Here is a 24144-nt window from a genome sequence, read left to right on the forward strand (position 1 = left end):
CGCGACCGGGTTGACCAACGGCCAGGACTACTGGTTCGAGGTCTTCAGCCGCGACGCGAACGGCAACTGGGCCGCCGGCGCCGCGACCGGCCCCCACCAGCCCTCCCTCGTCGACTCCGACGCGCCCTGCGCCGCCGCCGACCTGCGGATCACCTCGCACGACGAGACGAGCGTCACCATCCAGTTCACGGCGCCCTACGAGGACTGCTCGGGCAGCGCGGGCAACGTCTCCGCCTACATGGTCCGCTACCACCCGACGCCCATCACCGCCGGGAACTGGGACCAGGCCTGGACCTGGAACGACAGCTACACCACCGGGCTGGTGGCCGCTGGCGCCAACCAGCAGATCGTCCTCACGGGCCTCGACTCCAACTCCCGCTTCTGGATCCAGGTGAAGGCCGTCGACGACTGGCCGAACGTCGGACCGGTGGCGGCCCTGCTGGCCTCTGGCGGGACCTGCGAGACCGACTCCAACTGCGAGTCGACCCACCTCCACACCGGCTGGAACATCGCCGGCAACGAGGACCAGCTGCAGACCACCAACACCTGCCTCGGCGTCTTCGGGGTGACCTCCTGCATGTACTGGGTCTCCACCGGCGTCGGCGACTGGGCCGGCTCCTATGTCGATACCACCGGCTCCGGCGTGGTGGAGGAGGGCAGGGGCTACTGGCTCGGGGCGGCCGGCAACGAGGACCTGATCCCGCCCGGCGACGCCACGCCCTGGGGCGTCGCCTCGGTGGTGGAGGTGTCCTTGCAGAAGGGGATGAACCTCATCGCGAACCCCTTCCCCGACGCCGTGTCGATGACCAGCCTCGAGATCGTCCAGAACCCGGGTGGCGGCGAGACCGTGAACACCTGGGAGAACGCGATCCTCGCCGGCTGGATCTACCCCTCTCTCTACGCCTACGACGGCTCCAACTACTTCACCGAGCTCTGGGACTCTGGCGGGTGCATGCACTCCCGGCACGGGTACTGGCTCAAGCTCGCCGTCGACGACGTCAACACCTACGCCATTCGAATCACGAAGCCCTGAGGAGTCACCCCATGAGAACCAAGACGAACGCTCCCTTCGTCCGGACCATCTTCGCTGTCGCGCTGTCCGCGCTCTTCGCGATGCCGGCCCTGGGTCAGACCATCACGATCGAGCACTGGGAGGCCAAGCTGCGGGCCACGGACGACGTGTCCACCGCGCGCTTCGACCTCGGTGTGAGAGCCAACGCCACCGACGACCTGGACATCCTCTACGACATCCAGGCGCTCGCGGGGTACGGGCTGCGAGCCTACTTCGACCAGCCCACCTGGGGCGGCTACTACAGCCGCGACATGCGTGATCCGTTGATGCCCGAGAACTGGAGCTTCATCGTCGACCGTCTTACCGCGGGCCGCAACGTCACCTTGACCTGGAACATGCGATACGTGCCCACCGGCTGTGACCGGGTCGATCTGACCCTGGTGGATCAGGCCACGGGGACGCGGATCGACATGCGCCGCCAGGAGAGCTTCACCTGGGCGCAGACCAACACCAGCCCCCGCGTCTTCCTGGTGGAGGCCGCGGTGATCAGCTCGCCGCGTCCGGCCGCTCCGGTGGCCAAGGGCGCGCGGGCGACCGGTGACATCGACCGGGTCATCATCGACTGGACGCCTCCGAAGGAGAGCCCGGTGTCGGTCGCGGCCTACGACGTCTACCGGGTGGTCGATGGCAAGCGGACCAAGGTCAACGAGCTCCCGCTCTTCAACACCGAGTTCCGTGATCGCGGAGCTCCTGCCGACGTGGACGGCCTGGTCTACGAGGTGCACTCGCTGAGCCACGACCTCTGCTCCAGCGACTCCTCCAACCGGGTGGTGGTCCGCACCGACACCAACTGATCCCGGCCTCGCCTCCTCGCGCTCCCGGAGAGGTCCTCAGGCGACCCATGATGCAACGCAAAGTATTGATGCTGGCGCTCCTGCCGGTCCTCCTCCTGGGGGCCCGGCAGGCCAGCGCCCAGCTTCCGCCTCCGCCGCCGGACACCACGAACCCCTTCCGGGGAAGTGAGCAGCCAGGCGATGGGGCCGCCGGTGTGCCGGTGGATGCCCTCATCATCCTCTGCGCCTACGACCTGCACTCCGGGGTCGACGTCACCACTCTCCAGGTGACCGTGAACGACGGCGGCGGGGACGTCGTCTACTCCACCTCCAGCAACCCGCTGAACTTCGCCGCCAGCGTGAACGACACCTGGTGCTCCGCCTCCAACGACGGCTCCAACGCCAACGGTATCAAGATCACCGTGACCCCGCTCGCCAACTTCGGCGACGCGGCCACGGTCACCGTCACCCCGGCCTTCGACGACATCGAGGGCAACCCCTACGCCGGCGGCAGCTACAGCTTCACCGCCTTCTCCGGCGCGCCGCCGCCTCCGGACGCGACGGGTCCGAGCCGGGCCACCGAGAACCCGGCGCCGAGCGCCACCGGCGTCCTCCTGGGCAGCACGGTCTTCTTCTGTGTCTATGACTCGGGCATCGGCGTCGATCTCTCCACCATCTCGGTGGTCGTGAACGACGGCTCGCCCACCACCTACTCGGCCTCGAGCAACCCCGGCAACTTCACCGTGGTCTCGAGCGACCCCACCTGCATCGACGGCACCGACGGCCCCAACAGCACGGGCACCTCGGTGACGGTGACCCCCCTCGCCGCCTTCCCGACCTCGACCGTAGTGACGGTGACGCCCTCGCTCCAGGACCTGCTGGGCAACAGCTACACCGGAGGGGCCTACACCTTCACCACCGAGTCGGGCATCGACACCACGAATCCGACCCGGAACACCGAGACGCCCGCCCCCAGCGCCACCAGCGTGCTGGCCCAGACCACCATCGTCTTCTGTGCCTACGACGACTCCGCCGGCGTGGACGTCGCCACCCTTCAGGTCACGGTCAACGATGGGGGAGGGGATGTCGTCTACTCCACCTCCAGCAACGCCTCCAACTTCGTCACCAGCGTCAACGACAGCGCCTGCATCGACAGCAACGACGGGGCGAACCCCAGGGGCGTGAAGGTGACCGTCACCCCGGTCTCCCGGCTGGCCTACTCCACCACGGTGACGGTGACCCCCGCCTTCGCCGATCAGCAGGCCAACAGCTACGTCGGTGGCGCCTACACCTTCCAGACCATCGCCGCGGATGTCGCCGCGCCGACCCTCGCGGACGCGAACCCGGCCAGCGGCGCGACGGCCGTTCCCCTGGTCAGCACGGTCTCCTTCTGCGCCTACGACACCAACTCAGGCGTCAATGTCTCCACCATCTCGGTCAACATCAACGACGGCGCCAGCAACACCTACTCGGCGGTCAGCAACGCGGCCAACTTCAGCACGACCGTCGGCAGCCCCTCGTGCACCTCGGGCATCGATGGCACGAACCCCAATGGGGTCCTGGTGACCGTCACGCCGCTCTCGGCCTTCTCCGAGAGCACCGTGGTCTCGGTGACCCCCACCTTCTCCGACGTAGACGCCAACGCCTACGCCGGCGGGAGCTACTCCTTCACCACGGTGGACCAGACCCCTCCGACCCGGGCCACGGAGACACCAGCCCCGAGCGCGACCGGGGTCTCCGTCAGCACCACCGTTGCGTTCTGCGCCTACGACCTCACCGCCGGGATCGAGGTCTCGACCATCAACGTGACCCTGAACGACGGCGGGGGCCCGGTCCTCTACTCGACCGGGAGCAACGGGACCAACTTCGCCACCGTCATCGACAGCCCCTCCTGCACCGACGGCAACGACGGCGCCAACACCCGTGGCGTCCTGGTCACCGTCACGCCGCTCTCCGCCTTCCCGGACAACACCGTGGTCACGGTGACCCCCGCCTTCTCCGACAAGGAGAGCAACGCCTACGGTGGCGGGGCCTACACCTTCACCACCCAGGATCTCACCGTCCCGACCCGCGGCACCGAGACCCCGGCGCCGAGCTCGACCGACATCGCGCCCACCACCGACATCATCTTCTGCGTCTACGACACGCACTCGGGGATCGACGTTGGCAGCATCTCGGTGAACGTCAACGACGGCTCGACCACCGAGATCTACTCCCTGGTCAGCAACCCGGGCAGCTACACGACGGCGATCAACAGCGGCACCTGCACCGATGGCAGCGACGGCGCGAACCCCAACGGCGTGCTGGTGACGGTGACCCCGATCGTGAACCTGGCCTACGGGACCACGGTCACCGTCACCCCAACCTTCTCGGACAACACGGCGAACCCCTACATCGGTGGCAGCTACACCTTCGACACCGAGCCTCCGGACCTGGTGGCGCCCTGGCGGGGCAGCGAGAGCCCGGGCGCTGGCGCCTCCAACGTGCCCATCGGCACCCTGATCCGCTTCTGTGCCTACGACTCCAACTCCGGGGTCGACGTCTCCTCGATCTCGGTGAGCGTCAACGACGGTGGCGGGCCGGACGTCTACTCGGCGGTGAGCAACCCCGGGAACTTCGCCACCAGCGTGAACGACGCCTGGTGCACCGCCGGGAACGACGGCGCCAACCCCAACGGCGTGCTGGTGACCGTCACCCCGCTGGCGGCCCTGCCGGCGAGCACCCTGATCACGGTGACGCCCTCCTTCTCCGATGTCCAGGCCAACTCCTACAGCGGTGGGGCCTACACCTTCACCACCGACGCGGGGCCGCCGCCGCCGCCGGACATCACCAACCCGACCATCGCCGATCAGGCCCCGGCGCCCCTCGAGGTCGACGTCGCCGTCAACTCGAAGGTGGTCTTCTGCGCCTACGACAACGCCTCCGGGGTCGACATCTCGACGATCTCGGTCACCCTCGACGACGGCACCCCCGTTGTCTACTCGGCCGTCAGCAACCCCGCTGGCTTCACCACCAGCGTGAACGACACCGAGTGCGCCTCGGGCATCGATGGGACCAACCCCAACGGGGTGCTGGTGACCATCACGCCGATCGCCGACCTGGCGAACCTGACGACCGTCAGCGTCACCCCCTCCTTCACCGACCAGACCGGGAACGGCTACACTGGTGGCTCGTACACCTTCGACACGGTGGACTTCGACGATCTCTCGGACCCGACCCGAGGCACCGAGGTACCGGCCCCGCTCGCGGAGAGCATTCTCGTCGATTCGACGATCGCTTTCTGCGCCTACGACGTGGGCTGGGGCATCGATGTCCCGACCCTCTCCGTGACCGTGGACGACACCACCGGTCCGGTCGTCTATTCGACCGCGAGCAACGGCGCGAACTTCGCCACCAGCGTGAACGACGCGGCCTGCATCGATGGCGTCGACGGATCGAACCCCAACGGAGTGCTGGTCACCGTCACGCCGCTGACCAACTTCCCCAGCGACGTCGACGTCGTGGTGACGCCCTCCTTCTCGGACCAGTTCGGGAACACCTACAAGGATGGCCCCTACGACTTCCACACCGAGGTGGTCGTCGATCCGGTGGTGATCATCATGGATCCGGCCGAGAACACGACGATCGGCGGCTCCGCGCTGATCCGGGTCTTCGCCTACTACCCGGGCAACCTGGACGCCGCCGCGCCGGTGATGATCGGCTTCGGCGGCGTGGAGCCGAACTGGGGCGACCCGAGCCAGCGGATCACCCTGACCGTCGAGACCCTCAACCTCGGCTACACCGGGGACACCACCCGCGGGGTCTACGACCTGCTCTGGAACACCATCGACGGCGAGCTCGCCGACGACCTGTCCACCCCGATCGGGGCGGACTCGACCCCCGCCGACAACACCCGTGACGACGTCGGCACGATCTGGGTGCGGGCGCTCGGCGCCGACGGGCGGGCCGGGGTCTTCAGCCGGTCGCTGGTGGTGAAGACCATCGCCGATCAGCCAGTGGGCGACGGCCGCCTGCTCCGGCGCGAGATGGGCTCCTCCTGCCGGGCCTGCCACGACGTGAAGACCCACGCCGCGGCGAACCTCGACACCAGCTACGGCAACTGGGCCTTCGGCTGCTGGGACTGCCACGCTCCGCACGGCACCCAGAACCTGATGCTGGTCCGCAAGCAGATCCAGACCCCGAACAGCGGCCTGCGCAACGTGGACCTGCGGGACGTCACCAGCGGCGTCGCCGAGTACGGCCTGGCCGAGTTCGAGGGCGGCGCCAACGGCCTGAACTCGGGTACCGGCATCTGCGAGGTCTGCCACACCAAGACCAAGAACCCGGACAAGACCCCCCGCTACCGCAACACCGGCGGCGGTGCCAACGGCGGCCACCCCGAGTCCAACTGCGTGGGCTGCCACAGCCACGCCAGCGGCTTCAGCGGCGCCGGCGCCTGCGACGGCTGCCACAACGCGCCGCCGCTGACCGCCAGCCTGGGCAACACCCCGCCCTCGGCCTCGGTGCACGCCACCCACGGCACCGCCACCCCCACCGACTACGGCCAGGTCGTCAGCGGCGCGACCGCCGGTGACTACGGCATCCCCTGCGGCAAGTGCCACCCCTCCAGCGGCAGCGAGCACTTCAACGGCGGCGGCAGCGGCTCCCTGGCCACCCCCTGGCTGGTCCAGGTCGACGGCCACTTCGACACCACCGAGAACCCCAAGGCCCAGATCACCGGGATGCTGGCTCCGACCTTCACCAAGGGGGGCAGCCTCTACGCCGAGCAGGGCCCGGACACCAAGTACTGGGAGTACAGCAACGGCACCTGCGACAACGTCTACTGCCACGGCGAGTTCCCGGGTGGGAAGCAGGCCAACGTCGCCACCTTCCTGGCCGGCAACCAGCCCTGCGGCGCCTGCCACGGCGCGGACTCGGCGGATCCGCCCAGCGGCGGCTCGCACCCCGCGCACGCGGGCGGCTACCTCGGCCTGGCCTGCAACACCTGCCACGAGCTGACCGTCGATGGCGGGGACCTGGTCGATGACCGCACCTACCACGTCAACGGCCGCACGGACTGGGATCTCGACCGCACCCTCACCCGGGTAGGCCTCTCCGCCACTTACGATCAGGACGCCGGCGGCGCGGCCGTGGCGGCGGAGACCGGCTTCGAGGAGCCACCGAACGCGACCTACGGCACCTGCGCCGACGTCTACTGCCACTCCAACGGCGACCCCATCACCGGCACCTCGGCGCCGCTGCACCTCTACCAGTCCCCCACCTGGGGTGGCACGCTCCCGGCCAGCTGCCTGGGCTGCCACGGCAACGACTCGGCCAGCGGCACCCTCATCGGCACGGCCACGGCCCTGAAGGGCTCGGTGCGCCACGAGAAGCACGTGGGCACCTACGGCTTCAAGTGCGACGACTGCCACGACCTCACGGTCGAGAGCCGGGCCAGCAATATCGTCCTGCGGACCGGCCAGACCACCCACGCCGACGGCTTCAAGAGCGTGAACTTCTCCACCTGGCCCGTGGATCAGACCCTCGGCTCCTGGGAGGGCACCGGCCACACCTGCAGCGACACCTACTGCCACTCCAGCGGGCAGCAGAGCTTCGGTCCGCCCAACACCACCGCGGACTGGGACAACCCCGCCGGCCTGGACTGCACCGGCTGCCACGACAACACCGGGATGGCGACCTTCGCTCACAACGAGCACCTCGCTCAGGCCACCGTCGTCGGCATCACCGTGGGCTGCGTGGACTGCCACTCGGCGACAGTCTCGAACAACACGACGATCGCGAGCACCGCCAACCACGTGGATGGCGTCCGGACCGTCGCCCCCGCCGCCGGCTGGGACAACAACGGCGCCGCCAGCAACTACACCTCGGCCACCAAGGTCTGCAGCGAGGTCTACTGCCACGGCAACGACTCCGACACCGGAGCGGCCCATTATCAGGCCAACACCGTCGACTGGGACCTCGACATCCTCGGCTGCAATGGTTGCCACGGCCGACACGCCGACAACGACTTCAGCCCGAGCTACGGCGCCCCCAACCACGTGAACGGTGGTGGAGGGGCGGCCAACGCCAACAGCCACTCTGCGCATGTCTCGAGCTCGGCCGACTGCGTGAAGTGCCACGACGGCACCACCAGCAACGGCACCTCGGTGATCGCCGCCGGCCAGCACCTCAACAAGACCCCCAACGTCAGCGGTGCCTACTTCAGCGGCTACAACAGCGTCACGAAGGAGTGCTCGAACAACACCTGCCACGGCAACAACACGGTCCAGTGGGGTAGCACCCTGGGCTGCGACGGCTGCCACCTGGGGGTGGGGGACAACGACTCCTATGTCTCGGGAGACTCCAAGACCGGCCGGCTCGACTCCACCGAGTGGACGACCTACGGTCACGGCCGCGCCACGGCCTACCTGAGCGGCAACGCCGGCGCCAACTTCCCGGGCAACGCGCCGGGCGAGGGCTGCGAGTTCTGCCACGATCCCGGCGTCCCCCATCAGACCAGCCCCTCGGCCAACTACTTCCGCCTGCGCTCCCCCGCGAGCAACGGGACCTGCAACGTCTGCCACGACTCGAGTGACCCCAACGGCTACCTCGCCGCCGAGGTGGGCACCGGCTTCGGCGCCGTGAACGGCAAGAACGTCGAGAGCAACCACTACGGCAGCGAGCACATCGCCTCCGGCGGTCACAACGGCGGCAAGCAGTGCTGGGACTGCCACGATCCCCACGGCGACAAGTCCGCAGCCTCCAACGACCTCTGGTACATGGTCCAGCGGCAACCCTGGGAGATCACCGACGCCAACGGCATCCCGAGCGCCCTCGCGGCGGCCATCGAGTTCCGGCCCGCCGATGGCGGCCTGAACGGGCTTGCGGCGAATGGCCTCGATCACGACGACTACGTCGATAACGTCACGGGCCTCTGCAACAACTGCCATGACGCGACCAGCGCGGGGACCAGCGCGATCGGCCACTACACCAAGGGCGCGAGCGACACCCACAACCTGGCGACCACCACCACCAACAACCGGTGCACCGACTGCCACAGCCACCCAGCCGGCTTCGCCCCCACCGGTGGCGCCTGCGACGGCTGCCACAACGCGCCGCCCCTCACCGCCAACCTGGGCAACACCCTGCCCTCACCCTCGGTCCACGCCACCCACAGCGCCGGGGTGCCGACCTCCTACGCCAACCTCCTGAGCGGGGCGACCACGGCCGACTACGGCATCCCCTGCGGCAAGTGCCACCCCACCGCCGACGTCGACCACATGGACAACGGCGAGACGGGCGATCCCGGCACCCCCTACATCGTCGAGACTGGCGGCGTCTTCTACGACTCGACCCAGAACCCGAAGGTGCAGATCAGCGGCATGCTGGCGCCGACCTTCGCCGCGGGCGGCTTGGTCTACGAGGAGGCCGGCACCGGCATGGGCACCAAGCGCTGGCGCTACACGAATGCTCAGTGCACCAACGTCTACTGCCACGGCGAGTTCCCGGGCGGAAACCAGGCCAACACGGTCACCTTCCTGGCCGGCAACCAGCCCTGCGGCACCTGCCATGGCGCCTCTCAGGGCACCCCGCCGGCCGGCGGCTCGCACTCGATGCACGTGGGCACCCTGGGGCTCGTCTGCAACGACTGCCACGAGCTGACCGTGGACGGCACCAACGCGGTCGACGATCGCACCTACCACGTCAACGGCCGGACCGACTGGGATCTCAACCGGACGAACAACTCCCTGGGGGCGTCCGCGGTCTACGATCCCGATGGCGCGGGCGCAGCAGTCGCCAGCGAGGCGGGCTTCGAGGAGCCGCCCAACGTCACCTACGGGCAGTGTCAGAGCGTCTACTGCCACTCCAACGGCAACCCCATCACCGGCGGCAACATCTTCCAGACCCCCACCTGGGGTGGCAGCATCCCGGCCAACTGCGTCGGTTGCCATGGTGACGACGGGACCAACGACGCCATCGCCACCGGCACCCGGGCGGGCTCGGCCTACCACACGAGGCACGTCGCCACCTACGGCTTCCAGTGCGACGACTGCCACACCGACACGATCGACACGCGGGCCAGCAACACCACCCTGCGGACCGGCCAGACCACCCACATGGACGGCGCCAAGTCCGTGGCGTTCACGACCTGGCCGGTGAACCAGACCGGCGGTAGCTGGAGCTCGGCCAGCCACCAGTGCACCAACCTCTACTGTCACTCGAGCGGTGATGACACCCCGGGTGCCCCGCTGACCCCCGCCGACTGGGATGGCGCGGCCTTCGCCGGCTGCAACGACTGCCACGACGCGGCCAGCGCCACGGCCACGGGCCTGTCCAGCGCCCACCAGAAGCACACCGAGACCGACACCTACGCCTTCCCCTGCCAGCGCTGCCACGGCCAGACCGTCACCGGCAGCATCACCATCGCCAGCACGACGCTCCATGTGAACGGCGTCCAGGACCTCTACCTTAGCGGCGCGCCGAATCAGACCAACGGCTCGGGGACGCTCTCGAGCGTCGGTGCGGAAGGGTCCTGCTCGGCCATCTACTGCCACTCCGACGGCAAGGACACCACCTCGCCCTTCGCGGGGGCGAAGACCGTGAGCTTCGGCGACGCCGGCGGCTGCACCCTCTGCCACGACTCGGCGAAGACCGCGGGCGTCACCACCCTCTCCTCGTCGCACGACAAGCACACGGCGACCGACCTCTACGGCTTCACCTGCGAGAAGTGCCACGGGCAGACCGTCGACAACGCCGCGACCATCAACGCCGCCACGGGCTTCGGCCTCCACGTCGACGGCAACGTCGATTGGTACCTGCGCAACGCGCCGGTGACCGCGGATGGTGGTGGTTCCCTGGGCTCGACCTGCAACAGCATCTACTGCCACTCCGACGGCAACGGCACCTTCGTTGCCTCCCCGGCGTGGGGCAACAACACCAGCTGCACCAGCTGCCACGCCAACACCGGCATGGCGACCTTCGCCCACAACGAGCACCTGAACCAGGCGTCGGCGGTGGGCATCACCGTGGGCTGCGTCGATTGCCACTCGGCGACCGTCTCGAACAACACCACGATCTCGACCCACGCCAACCACGTCGACGGTACCAAGACCGTCGCCCCCAACGTCGGCTGGGACCAGAACGGAGGCACGAGCAACTACGCCTCGGCCTCCAAGCAGTGCAGCGCGGTCTACTGCCACGGCAACGGCTCGGCGACGGGGCAGGCCTTCTACGAGACCTATACGGTCGACTGGGACAACGACACCCTGGGCTGCAACGGCTGCCATGGCCGACACAGCGACAACGCCTTCGTGGCGGTGGCGGGTGAGCCGAACCACAACAACGGCGGCGGCGGCACGGCGAGCGCGAACAGCCACCAGGCCCACGTCTCGAGCGCGGCGGACTGCGTGAACTGCCATGCCTCGACGACCAGTAATGGCACCTCGGTCCTGGCCGCCGGCAACCACCTGAACAAGACTCCCAACGTCGATGGCGCCTACTTCTCTGGCTACAGCGCGGTCACCAAGACCTGCACCAACAACACCTGCCACGGCGGCAACGACGTGGTCTGGGGCAGCTCGCTGGGCTGCAACGGCTGCCACATGGGCGCTGGCGACAACCCCTCCTTCGCCACTGGCGATGCCCAGACCGGCCGGATCGACGCCACCGAGTGGGCGGCCTCCGGTCACGGCCGGCCCAGCGGCTCCTACGCCAACGGCGAGAACCCGGCCGCCAACTTCCCCGGCAAGCTGGGAGGCCAGGAGGGTTGCGAGTACTGCCACGATCCGAGCGTGGGGCATCAGGCCACCGGATCGGCGAACTACCTCCGCCTGCGCGACGGCGGCGCCAACACCGTCTGCACGAACTGCCACGCAGGTGGCGCCTCGGGTGTGAATCCTCCCGCCTTCGGAGGGAAGGATTACCCGCTCGACAACGCCACTGCCGCCACCCAGATCAGCTCGATCACGGCTCACTATGGCAACGAGCATGGTCCGACCAAGACCGGTGGACAGAACGGCGGACAGCAGTGCTGGGACTGCCATGATCCGCACGGCGACGGCAACTGGTTCATGATCCAGCGCAACCCGTGGGAGGCCACCGACGCCAACGGCATCCCGACCACGACCGCCGCCACCGTGGTGTTCACCGGCGCCGTGCGGGGCGGGGCGGGCCTCGAGCTCGTGGATTACGTCGACCCGGCCGCAGGCACCAAGAATGGCCTCTGCAACAACTGCCACGACGTGGGTGGGGCGCCGAACAGCGAGATCAGCCACTACACGAAGACGACCTACGACTCCCACCAGCTCGCCTCCGGCCAGCCCCGGTGCACGAGCTGCCACAAGCACGACAACGACTTCGCCGGCGCCGGCGGCAACTGCATGGGCTGTCACAACGCCTCGCAGGGTGGCCGCCGGATCGTCGTGGACAGCGGCGCGGGGGATCCGGGCGACTTCAAGGGCCGCAGCCACCACGTCGTTGGCTCTAGCCCTACCACCCAGGTGGTCGAGAACTGGGACTGCATCGTCTGCCACGCCGAGGGCAAGCCCAGCGACAACGGCAGCGAGACGGCCTCCACCGCCTTCCACGGGAACGGCACCGTCGATCTGCTGAACGTCGACCACACCAGCAACTCCCAGGTGGCGGGCGGCGGCCCGGCGGAGGTGGGCTCTGGCGCGGTCTGGAACTCGGGGAACCCCGACGCGCTGACCAACACCTACTTCCCCTTCAGGAGGAACGACGGGGTCGACACCACCGAGCTGCGGGCCCTCGATGCCTTCTGCATCACCTGCCACGACTCGGACGGTGCGCTCTACACCTACAACATGAACCCTGCGGCCTCGAACAACTGGCATCCGTCCACGCCGACCGGCAACGCGGGTACCAGCTACTCCCGTCAGCCCTTCGGCAACGCCGATCTCGTGGGCAGCGCGACGGATCAGGTGCTGCGGCAGAACCTGCTCGATCCCGTGAACAACTGGGGTACCGGCGGGGGGCAGTCAGGGACCGTGATCATCGGCGGCGCGACCCGGGGCAACGTTATCGACGTCAAGACCCAGTTCGATCCGACGGGCTCCCATCCCCCGGACATCCAGCCCAACATCGCGACCGGCAACTCGACCACCTGGACCAAGTACAGCTACCACGCCCTGGTCTTCTTCGGGGTCAGCCGCTACTCCACCACGAACGCCCAGTGGGCCTCCGGCGGCTTCGCCATGAGCCCCATCGCTGGCTGGGACGCCGATGCCACGTGCCGGAACAAGGATGGTTCGGCGGTCCGGTGCGACGACACCAAGCTGATGTTCTGCTCCGACTGCCACCGCTCGGCCATCAACTCCCACGGGGCCCAGAACGCGGAGTACCTCCTGAGCTGCGAGCCGGGCGCGACCGGCTGCTCCGCGGTCAACACGCCGCCGACCCACGACGACTACGACGTCGCGGGCACCTTCACCGCCGCCAACAACGTCTGCTACCGGTGCCACGAGGCCACCCGCTACACCACCAACCACCAGGACGGTGCCTCCTCGGACTTCCTGGATGTGGTGGGGCAGCCGGATTTCAACAGCCGAGTGGGCGCGCTTGGCGCCACCGACGGCTCGCTCTTCGGGCTGGGCTGCCACAACTGCCATGGCGGCACGACCTTCGGTGCCATCCACGGCTCGAGTGAGACCATCACCCCGGTGGCCAACAACGTCGCCGCGACGAGCCGCCGGGCCTGGCGCTTCATGAACGGCTCCTCCCAAAGCGAGTTCCGGCCGAGCATGACGAACACCGCCAACGACACGGGCAGGCCCAACGACGACAACGCCCGCTGGTCGGGGAGCCGCACCTACGAGTGCTTCACGCTCTCCACCTCGCCCGACCGGACGCCGCTCTACGGTGGGTGCAACAACCACGGCGGTGGCGCCCGGACCGCGGTGGGCATGACCCGGACCCTCAACTACTGACGTCTCCCGTCGGAGACGTCGCCCGTCCTTGCCACCGGGTCCGGTCGGGGCTTTGATCCTGGCGTCTTGAGCAACTCCTCGCGACGGCCCTCGGGCCTCACCCTGGTCACCGGGGTCGTCTATGCCGGCTTCGCCCTGGCCCTCGTCCTGAAGATCGCGGGGGGCCTGGCCGTTCCGCCCGAGCTGGTCGTCGCCCTGGCGGTCCTCGGCCTGGCCGGAGCGCTCCGGCTCCTGGTACGCGCCTCGAGCGGTGTCCTCGGGCACGGGCCGCCGCAGGCGTCCATGGGGTCGTCGATCCGCTGTGAGGGCGAGGACGCCGAGCGGGTGCGCCGGGCGGCCCTGAAGCGGGAGGGGACCGGCGGCGGCGGCCAGATCGCCCGCTGGGCCATGATCTTCCCGCTCCTGGTCCACCTCTCGGTGGCGCTGGTCTTCCTCTCTGGACTCCTCAACGTCCTCTTCCATACCGAGGGGCGCTGGGTGCAGTTCGCCGGGGGGGGGAAGGACCTGGACCTCCTGGAGACCTACCAGGAGCTGGATCTGGGCCTGCTCGCAGACCCCTCCGACCTCCGCTACGGGGTGATCCTCGGGGAGATCCGGCCCGGCGAGCCCGAGCGGCTCTTCGACATGAAGGTGGTCGACAGCTCGGGTAAGACCCTCCAGGAGGGGCCGCGCGCGGTGCGGTCGGTGGTGCCGCTGGGCAACACCTCCCTCTACCAGTGGGGGATGGGGCCTGGCGTGCGCCTGACCCTCCTGCAGAGGGAGCGCGGCCGGCTCTTCGATCAGCCCGTGGTCCTCTGGCCGACCCCGGGCAAGCCGGGGCGCTTTCACGAGAACCTGGAGTCGGGCAACCTGAAGCTCATGGTGAGCGTCTCGGGGTGGCCGCCCGCGGGAGGAGAGGCTCCGAGGGTCTTCGCCGGGGTGTACCAGCGGGAGGGCGAGCGGGAGCGGGCCCTGGTGCCGAATCAGCGGGTGGAGCCCAGCTCGGTGACGGAGGGTGAGGAAGGCTACGCGGTGATCGTCTGGGAGGTGCGCTCCTATCTCGGGCTGGGCATCGTCCGAGGGACGCACCAGACCCTCACCCGGGTCGGGCTCCTCGGGGTCCTGCTCGGCCTGCTCGGCTGGGCGCTCTTCCGGCCCACGCACTTCGTCTACGAGGAGCAGGAGGATGGGGCGATCCTGGTGTCGCCGCCGCGGGCCTGGGCCCGGCTCCAGCGAGGAGGGAAGTCGTGACGCGAACCCGGCTACGCCTGCTCTACCTGGCCTACGGCCTCTCCGGGATGGCGGCCCTCGCCGACGAGGTGGTCTGGACCCGCTATCTGCACCTGGTCCTGGGCTCCTCGGTCTACGCCGTGGCCGCCATGCTCTCGGCCTACATGAGCGGCCTCGCCCTGGGCGGGGTGCTCGGGGCGCGCTACGGGGATCGGATCGCCAACCCCCTGCGGGCGATCATCGCCCTGGAGCTCGGCATCGGCGCCACGGCCCTCCTGACGCTGCTGCTCCTCCAGCCCCTCACCGACCTGCACCTCTGGGCCTACCAGCGCTTCCAGCTCCAGCCCATCCTCTACTTCTCCCTCGACGCCCTCCTCGCGCTGCCGCTGGTGCTCGTCCCCACCACCCTCATGGGAGCGACCTTCCCCCTGATCACACGCGTCGCCGCCGGCGGGAGCGGCGAGCAGGTGGCACGGGTGACCGGGACGGCCTACGCGGCGAACACCTTCGGCGCGATCGTCGGCAGCGCGGCGGCGGGCTTCGTGGCCATCCCCTTCCTCGGCCTGCGAGGAGCCCTGATCGCCGCGGCGAGCCTCAACCTGATCGCCGCGCTCCTGGTGGCCCTCTCCGGCGACCGCAAGCTCCGGGCGAGGACCGCCGCCGGCTCGGTGGCCGTCCTGGTCGTCCTCGCGGCCCTGGTTCCCGAGCCGGCCGCGCCGGTGGGCTACTACGTGGCCGGCCGCGCCATCGCGGATCCGAGCTTCCCCGGGCGCCTCGCCGCGATGGAGACGGTCTACCGCCGCTGGGCACCGGAGGGGCTGGTCGAGGTTCGCCAGGGCCCGGGCGGCGTGAAGGTGCTGATCGTCGACGGCCGCATCGAGGGGGGGAGCCGGACCACCGAGACCACCACCCAGGACCTGCTGGCTCTGGCCCCTGCCGCCGCCCGGGGGAAGCGGGAGAAGGTCTTCCTCATCGGGCTGGGCATCGGCCGCACCTTCGACACCCACCGCGGGCTCTTCCCCGCGGCCGAGCTGGAGGTCGCGGAGGTGAACCCGGGGGTGGTGGAGGCCGTGTCGAGGTTCTTCCTCCCCGGAGCCGAGCTTCCGATCACCGTCGGCGACGGGCGGGGGCTGCTCAAGCGGGGAGGGGAGCCCTACGACGCCATCATCTCGGGGCCCTCCTTCCCGGTGGACACCACCTCGGGCAACCTCTTCACCCTCGAGTTCTTCCAGCTGGTGAGGAGCCGCCTCGCCGAGGACGGGGTCTTCGTGGGCTGGATGCCGGGCTACCTCCTCGACGGGATGCAGGAGCGCATCCTGATGGCCACCGTGGCCGAGGCCCTGCCCCACCTGCGTCTGCTGCGCCTGACCCGGAACGACGATCTGATCATCGTCGCCTCTCCCTCGCTGTTGCCGACCAGCCTCGAGATGATCCAGCGCTTGGCCACGGCGGTGGATCCCTTCTGGAGTCAGGGGGTGGTCGAGATCCGCCTCGACGATGACGCCCAGCTCGCGGACTACCTGGCCGAGCTGGGTCCCGATCCGCGCCTGAACCGGGACGAGGACCCCTGGCTCGAGTTCACCATGGCCCGCAACCTGGTGCGCGGGCGGTCCTGGCTGAGGGAATGAGCAAGGGGCGGCGCAGCGGTGGGTTGAAGGGCCTCGGCCGGGCCCTGGGGCTCTTCCGGTCCCGCCGCTTCGTCCTCGGGACGATGGTGACCCTGACGGTCATCTACTTCCTGGGCGTGACCGTCCCCCAGCAGCGGCGGATCGGACCGGCGGCCTTCGAGGCCTGGCGCGAGGCGCAGCCCAGGACGGTGGCCGTGCTCGAGGCGCTGGGCATGACCGACGCCTTCCGGGCGCCCCTGACCTACTTCGTGCTCACCCTCTTCTTCCTCTCCCTGATCGCGGTGATCACCCAGCGCCTCCCGGGCCTGTGGCGGCGCACCCGCGTGGACCAGGGGGTCGGCCTCAACCCGCGCAGCCTCGAGCGGCGCCCCGGAGTGAGGGTGCTGCCGAGGAAGGATCCCGACGCCGCCGTGGCCCGGATCGGGGCTCGCCTCGAGGCCGAGGGCTACCGGCTTCACAGCGAGGCCGGGGGCCTGCGGGGCGTGCGCTTCCGCTTCGCCCCCCTGGGCTTCCTCTTCTTCCATGCCTCCTTCGGGCTCCTCCTCGCCGGGGGGGTGACGCTCGACCAGAGCCGCTTCTCCGTGACCCAGCCGGTGTCGGTGGGGGAGGTCTTCTCGGTGAAGGAGGGGCCCTTCACCGAGGTTCCGCGCCTTCCGCGAGCCGGGATCGAGGCGATCCCCGACTTCGCCTTCCAGGTGCTCTCGATCACCCCCGAGGCCACCGAGGGCTACCCCACCGATCTCTCGGCCGAGGTGCTGGTGGCGGGTGAGCTCCAGCCCACCCGCTTCCGCGTGAACGAACCGCTGGTGCGCGGCTCGACCTCCCTGTTGATCATGTCCGTCGGGCCGACGGCCCTCTTCGTCTGCCGGACCCGGGAGGGCACCGAGGACGGCGTCTACGTGAAGCTCGATCCCCTCGGCAACCAGGAGGCCCGCTTCTGGCTGAAGGCCTGCGGGCTCGAGATCCTGGCCCGCCCCTTCGCGAAGGAGCAGGGGGGGATCCGGAACACCGGCGCCGGGCTGATGGTCTCCTCCTCGAACACCGGCCGGATCGAGCCCAACCTCCCGGAGGGGATCGAGGTCGCCGCTCGCCGCTCGGAGGGCGAGGAGCCGGTGCGCGGGGTCCTCGAGGCGGGGCGGTCGGTGAGCGCACCGGACGGGAGCTGGACCCTCAAGCTCGAGGAGGTGCGCTACTACGGCGAGTTCCAGATCATCGACGAGGAGGGCGGCCTCTTCCTGGTGTTGGCCTTCTGCTTCGCGCTGCTGGGACTCTGCGCCCGGCTGGTCCTCTACCGCCGGGAGGTCGTGGTGGTCCCCGACGGCGAGCGGGTCCTGCTCTTCGCCACCGCCGATGGTGTGGGGCTGGACCGGCGTGAGCGCCTGGCCGACACTCTCTCCGAGATCGACTGACGCTCCCGGGAAGAAGAGAACGATGCCCCAGATCGAAGCCATCCTCACCGCCGCCACCATGGTGGCCTACGCCGCGGGCTTCGCCCTCTCGGTGGCCGGGCTGATCATCGGCAAGGAGCGGCTCTTCCGGTGGGGCCGCTGGGCGACGGCGCTGGGCCTGCTGGTTCACACGGGCGCCCTGACCGCCCGGACGGTGGTCTCCGGGCACCTGCCGATCGCGACCCCCTACGAGAACGCCACGCTGGCGGCCTGGTCGATCGTGCTCCTCACCTTCCTGGCGCCCCGCCGGTGGCGGATGTACCAGGCGGCGGGCACCGGCGCCGTGCCCCTGGCCCTGGTCATCATCGGCTGGGGATTGATGGGCGACACCGTGGCCTCTCCCATGGGCGTGTCGCTGAAGAGCGTCTGGCTCTACGTCCACGTCTTCTTCGCCATCCTGGCCTACGCCGCCTTCTCGATCGGCGCCGGGGCGGCGGCGGTACTCCTGATCAAGCACTACCGCCCGGACAAGGGGCTCTCGGAGAAGCTGCCCTCCCTCGAGGAGCTGGAGCTGGTGCTCTTCCGCTACGTGGTCTTCGGCTTCCTCACGGAGGCGGTGATGATCGCGGCGGGCTCCATCTGGGCGAAGGACCTCTGGGGCTCCTACTGGTCCTGGGATCCGGTGGAGACCTGGAGCCTGGTCTCCTGGCTGGTCTACGGCGTGCTCATCCACCTCTGGGTCGTGCACGGCTGGCGCGGCCACCGCATCGCCTGGGTGGGCCTCTTCGCCATCGTCTTCGTGATCATCGCCTACTTCGGGGTGGGCTTCCTGCTGCAGGGCACGGCCCACGTCTTCACCGTGCCCCCACCTCCCACCTTCCTGGGCCAGTGACCCTCCGCATCCTCGGACTGATCGCGGCCACGGTGGTGGCCTTCATGGCCCTCGGGATCCTGGAGAACTGGGAGCTCTTCGGGGGTACCTGGGCGGGCGAGGAGATGCTGCCCGCGGCGCCGCCGATGGAGGAGGTCGAGGCGGTGATCCGCGAGGCGCGCCAGGCCCAGCAGGAGGGCCGGGCGATGGGCGCCGCCTGGGGGCCCGCCCGGCGGGCGAGCGAGGCGGACCTGGCCTACCGCGCGGCCCAGGGGATCACCCAGACCCTCGACCACGGTCGCCTCGAGCTCGGAGAGATCGGGTTCACCGGACCCGACAGCTTCCAGATCACCGCCCGGGAGACCCTGGACCTGGGCCTCGCCCGGGCGGGGGGAGCGATGAAGCGCTTCCGCCTCTCCGGGACCTGGCGCTACGAGCTGCACCGGACGCCGGAGGGGCTGGTCCTCTTCGACGTGCAGCCCCTCGACGTCGAGGTCCAGCCGATCGTCTCCCGGCCGGCCGACGGGGAGATGGAGTGAGCCGCCTGCTCTCTCTCGCGGGCGCGACCCTGCGCCTCCTCGGCCACCGGCGGCTGGCCGACGTGCTGCTCGTGGCCTGGGCGACGTGGTTCCTGCAGCTGGTGATCTTCTCCCAGGCCTCACCGCTGGCGACGGTGCAGGCGATGGGGACGATGTGGATGTTCCTCGGGCTCTACCTGGCCCTGGCCGTCAACCTGGTGGCCTGCTTCGTGGTGGAGCTGCCCCGGGCCCTGGCCCGGACCCGGCCCCACGCCGGGATCGATGCCAGCTTCCCGCCCGGCGGCTTCGAGGCCCTCACGCCTCAGTGGAGCAGCCTCGATCTGGCCGAGGCCGCGCTGCGCCGCCGCCTCTACCGGGTGAAGCGCGAGGAGGGGCGCCTCGTCGCGGATCGAGGCCGCTACGCGAGCGTCTTCGGGCCTCTCTTTCACCTGGTCCTGCCCCTGCTCCTGCCCGCCATCGTCTTCTCGGTCTCCACCCGCGAGGTCCTCGGGGTGCCGGTGGGGGAGGGCGAGACCATCCCGGCCATGACCGAGGGACCGGGGGAGAGCCTGACCGTCACCGACATCCACCCCACCTACCTCGACGACGAGATCTTCTTCACCCACCTCTCGGCGAAGGTGGCGGTGGGGGACGCCGCACCCCGGACCGTCACGATCAACGAGTCCGTCCCGGCTGGAGGGGGAGAGGTGAGGCTGAAGTCCATGGGCTACCTCCCGGGCCTCGAGATCTGGCAGGGCGAGCAGCTCGTCGAGCGCAGCCTCTTCAAGGCCAACCTCTTCCCGCCCGGCACCGAGGCCGAGGTCAGCCTCGCCGGCTCGCCGCACCGGCTCTTCGTCACCCTCTATCCCGATGGCTCGAAGCGGCCCGGCCTCCTGCCGGAGAACCGGACCCTCGAGCTGGAGAACCCCCTGCTGGCCGTCCGGGCGGTGCGCGGCGCGCTGCCGGTGGGCAGCGGCGTACTCGGGTTGGGGGAGGCGCTCGAGCTCGAGGGCCAGCGGATCGTCTTCGCCCGGGCCGACCTCTGGGTCGCCCTGGAGTGGGTGCGGGATCCCTGGGGAAAGGTCGCGATGCTCCTCGGGCTGATCGCGCTGCTCCTGCTCTCGCTGAAGATCTTCTGGCCGAGGACCACCTGGGTGATCGTCCAGGACGGGGAGGGGCTGAAGGCGGCCCGCCGGATCGAGGCCTTCGCGGCGCTGATCGACGACGAGTAGCGGCGAGTGACGAAAAGTCGCCCCGAGGCGACGCAAAAGGGTCACCCTGACGGGCGCGGTGGATCGCGCCCGGCCAGGAGGCCGATCCTGGCTCGCTTTTTCGCCGGGAATGCCTGGCACATCGCTTGCTGTTCACCCCCGGCATGAGCACGCCACCTCCTCCGGCCGGTGGTGGGCGCCTCCGCGCGCTCCTCCACGAGTGGTTCGTCCAGTACAACCCCCTCTACTTCGCCAGCGCCCTCTGCGTGATGGCGGGCGTGCTCCTGCTCTCGCAGGCCTTCGCGCCGACGGGGCCGGGCTACGGAGAGGTGGGGCTCGCGGTCGTGCTGGAGCTCTACCAGTGGCTGCTCATCGGCGCCGCCGCGCTCCTCTATCGCCGCCGGGAGGAGGGGCGCGATCAGCGCCGCCCCGCCGTGATCCTGGGGATCATGGCGATGGTCTTCCTCGGTGATCCCACCTTCCAGATCGAGCGGATGGCCCTCCTCGGCGGCGCCGGCCTCCTGCCGGCCGGCCTCTGGGTCGCCTCGGTGCTGCTCAAGCTGCGGGCCCTGGTCTGGGTCTTCCGCCTGAGGGTCTCGGTCTCCTTCCTGGCGGTGACCACCCTCGGCGCCGCCGCCCTGGCCTTCCTCCCGCAGCTCGAGAGCTTCGGGCGGGAGGTGCTGGCCGCCGGGATGACGACCGCCCTCTTCGGGGTGGGCGCCGCGCTGGTCCTCTCGCGGCCGAGGATCGAGGCGGACGAGGCGCTCTCGGAGTGGGGCGCCACCGTCCTGCGCCGCAGCCGCAAGGCGGCCGCCTGGGTCTGGCTCGGTCTCGCCGTCTACCACCTGGGGGTCTGGTCCTTGAGCCTGGGCCCCTCGGTCCTGCCCTCCTTCTTCGGCGCCGGGATGCTGGTCGCGGCGCTGCGCAAGCGGCGGGAGCTCTCGATCTGGGCCCGGGTGGCCGGCGCCCTCGGGCTGGCCCTCCTGGGAGATCCCGGGCTCTTCCCCCTCGTCCTCGCCCTGGCGGCGGGCACGACCCTCTACCTGGGCTGGCGGCGCTCGCCCCGGATGCTGGTGGTCACCGCCTTCTTCACCTACCTCGTCGCGACCCTGCTCCTCGGCCGGCTGGGGCTGATGACCCACCTGCCCTGGGCGGCCCTGGGTGTGGTGCTGGTGCTGGCCGGGCTGCTCTGGCGCCACCGGGCCTGGAGCGCGATCCCCGCGGCCCTGCTCCTCGGCCTCGACCTCGGGGTCCGGATGGGCTTCCTGCGCCAGCCGGAGGGGACCCTGGAGTGGGGAGGCCTGCTCGTCCTCGGGGGCTTCCTCTTCCTGGCCTCGGGTCTGGCCCTGAACCTCTGGAGCCCGGCCATCGTCGTCCCCGAGCGACCCCAAGGACCCGGGAGCGGCCCTCCGCCCGGGCCTCCCGGCGGACCCCGGCAGGTCCGGCCTCCGCTGCGAGTGATCTAAGGATAGGGGAATGTTGAAGGCGGGGTGTCCCCGGGGCTACCGTCGAGGGGATGACCTCTGCCCGGATCCTCCCGCGCCTGCTGCTCCTCTTCGCCCTCGCGGCGTCGGGCCCGGCGAGGGGGGAGGCGACGAAGGCCGCCTACCCACCCCTGCGGATCCACGGGAACATCCTCTTCTCCGAGGAGGTCTACCGTTCGATCCTGCGCAGCTCCCTGAACGGGGAGGTGCCCGGCCTCGACGAGGCGACGGCCGGCCTGGTGCAGCAGAAGCTGGAGGGCTTCCTCCACGGCGCCGGCTACCAGCTCGCCGCGGTCCGGGCCCGGGTCGACGGCGAGACGATCGACGTCCAGGTCGACGAGGGGAGGGTGGAGAAGGTCGTCTTCCGCGGCAAGCTCACCGTGAAGACCCTGCGCTTCAAGCTGGCCCTGCGGGTACCCCACGACGTCTACAACCGCCTGGAGCTGGAGCGGGAGGGCGCGCTCCTGGCCGAGGAGCTCGGCATCGACTCGGTGCGCTTCGAGCTGGTGCCGACGAAGGACGTGGAGCACCTGGGACCGCAGCTGGAGAGCCTGGGGCACGTGCAGGGACACTCCCTCATCGGGCCGCGCCGCCCCTACGAGCTGCACGTCTTCTTCGGGCGGAGCGCCTGGAACACGGGGCTCGGCCTCGACCTCAAGCTCGACCCCTACAACGGCCTCCAGCTGGGGCTGAACTACCAGGGCAAGGGGCTGATCTTCCAGGAGGACCGCTTCCGGGTGGCCGGCAGCGGGGGGGCGCGGCTTGCCTCCCGCCTCCATGACGAGCGCCGCTATCCGGCCTTCTCCCGGGGCCTGGCCGAGCTGAAGTGGCTCACGCCCCCTCTCTTCGGTGGGCGCACCCGGCCCTTCCTCTGGCTCAGGGCGGACGTGACCAGCCGCCAGCGTCCGGACCTGGATCTCGAGCGCTACTTCAACACCGACCTCGAGGCCTCCCTCGACATCCAGCACGAGTTCACCGAGGGCCTCACCCTCGAGCTCGGCGGGGGGATCCGGCGACGCTACCTCTTCGGGCTCCGTCCTCGCTCCGGTGCGACCCTCGATCCCCTCCTGGCACCGGACGAGCGGGTCGATCCCTTCGCGATGGTGCGCACCGAGCTGGTCTTCGACACTGGCGCCGAGCGCTGGGACCGCCGCCACGAGCTGGTCGCCGAGGCCCGGAGGATCTTCACCCTCGACCGGGACAGCTACAACGTCTTCCACTACCAGTACCAGTGGGTGGTGGACCTCGGCTGGCACGCCCTCTGGCTGCGCTCACGGGGGGTCTGGATGCGCGGCTCGGTGCCCTTCCACGACGAGCATCCCGTGGGGGGGCCCTACCTGCGGGGCGTCTTCCAGGAGAGCTTCGCCCGTCAGGCGGTCAGCGCGTCGGCGGACCTGCGCTTCTCGATCACGCGCGACCTCTACAAGCTCGGCGCCTTCGTGGACGGCGCCCTCTTCGGTGAGCTCGACCGGGGCGGGGGCACGGCCGCGCCGGCCCACGGCGTCTCCTTCGGGCCGAGCTTCCACGCCCTCATCGAGGACATGCTCCAGCTCGACGTCTTCGTCGCCTTCGGCTTCGCCTCGGGGGATCGCTTCGAGGCCGGCGCGGCCGTGGGGCTGAAGAAGGTCTTTTGACCACATGGCCCCACTCGTCGGGCGAGGTGCGGAAAGCGCGCAGCTTTCCCCCGAGGGGGACACCATCCGCGGCTGAGTGCTGAACCACTCAGAACCGGGCGCCCGGCCGGGGGCCGCTGAAAAAAATCTCCGTGTTTTCAGGTAATTGGCGATCGCCGGGTGTCGGGTACGGCGCTTGCAGCGGTACCCTGGCAATGACTCTTCGAACCCACACAGCCGCACTGGAGGAAACCATGCTGCGCTTCATCGCCACCACCACTCTCCTGGCCTTCGCGCTCATCCCCGCGCTGGCCTCCGCCCAGGACAACCCCGGGTACGAGTGTGACGACCAGTTCGGCGCCTGCGGCACCCCCGAGCAGAGCGGCGGCGGCGGCGGCGGCTGCGGCGGCGGCGGCTCGATCCTCGTGAACAACACCGACCTCGGTGACACCT

The 24144-nt window shown here is 69.8% G+C and carries 12 protein-coding genes; all 12 read left to right on the forward strand.

Features of this window, described 5'->3' with window-relative positions; translation table 11 throughout:
* On the forward strand, positions 1-1033 hold a 1033-nt coding region (locus tag P1V51_24600; protein ID MDF1566235.1), incomplete at its 5' end, for a fibronectin type III domain-containing protein.
* Between the two features lie 11 nt (positions 1034-1044).
* Complete coding sequence (locus tag P1V51_24605; protein MDF1566236.1) at positions 1045-1866, forward strand: hypothetical protein; 822 nt, start codon at positions 1045-1047, stop codon at positions 1864-1866.
* A gap of 47 nt (positions 1867-1913) precedes the next feature.
* A complete protein-coding gene (locus P1V51_24610; GenBank protein ID MDF1566237.1) occupies positions 1914-13769 on the forward strand; it encodes a CxxxxCH/CxxCH domain-containing protein in 11856 nt (3951 codons plus the stop codon).
* Positions 13770-13835: 66 nt separating this feature from the next.
* Positions 13836-14999, forward strand: a complete 1164-nt coding sequence (locus P1V51_24615; protein MDF1566238.1) for a hypothetical protein — start codon at positions 13836-13838, stop codon at positions 14997-14999.
* Complete coding sequence (locus P1V51_24620; GenBank protein MDF1566239.1) at positions 14996-16606, forward strand: fused MFS/spermidine synthase; 1611 nt, start codon at positions 14996-14998, stop codon at positions 16604-16606. The genes P1V51_24615 and P1V51_24620 overlap by 4 nt, the downstream gene beginning before the upstream one ends.
* On the forward strand, positions 16603-18015 hold the full coding sequence (locus tag P1V51_24625; protein ID MDF1566240.1) for a cytochrome c biogenesis protein ResB: 1413 nt from the start codon (positions 16603-16605) through the stop codon (positions 18013-18015). Before P1V51_24620 ends, P1V51_24625 begins: the two co-directional genes overlap by 4 nt.
* Positions 18016-18037: 22 nt before the next feature.
* A complete protein-coding gene (ccsA, locus tag P1V51_24630; GenBank protein MDF1566241.1) occupies positions 18038-18886 on the forward strand; it encodes a cytochrome c biogenesis protein CcsA in 849 nt (282 codons plus the stop codon).
* Positions 18883-19404 (forward strand): hypothetical protein, encoded by a 522-nt coding sequence (locus P1V51_24635; protein MDF1566242.1) that lies wholly within the window; start codon positions 18883-18885, stop codon positions 19402-19404. The genes ccsA and P1V51_24635 overlap by 4 nt, the downstream gene beginning before the upstream one ends.
* The gene (locus tag P1V51_24640; GenBank protein MDF1566243.1) at positions 19401-20615 is read left to right on the forward strand and encodes a cytochrome c biogenesis protein ResB; all 1215 of its coding nucleotides are present in this window, start codon (positions 19401-19403) and stop codon (positions 20613-20615) included. The genes P1V51_24635 and P1V51_24640 overlap by 4 nt, the downstream gene beginning before the upstream one ends.
* Positions 20616-20758: 143 nt before the next feature.
* Complete coding sequence (locus P1V51_24645) at positions 20759-22060, forward strand: hypothetical protein (GenBank protein ID MDF1566244.1); 1302 nt, start codon at positions 20759-20761, stop codon at positions 22058-22060.
* A gap of 50 nt (positions 22061-22110) precedes the next feature.
* Positions 22111-23712: a hypothetical protein gene (locus P1V51_24650; GenBank protein MDF1566245.1), complete on the forward strand. Its 1602-nt coding sequence runs from the start codon at positions 22111-22113 to the stop codon at positions 23710-23712.
* A 233-nt stretch (positions 23713-23945) separates the two neighbouring features.
* The coding region (locus P1V51_24655) for a thrombospondin (protein MDF1566246.1) at positions 23946-24144 on the forward strand (199 nt) is incomplete at its 3' end.

It is taken from the genome of Deltaproteobacteria bacterium (assembly GCA_029210625.1).
Classification (GTDB): domain Bacteria; phylum Myxococcota; class Myxococcia; order SLRQ01; family SLRQ01; genus JARGFU01.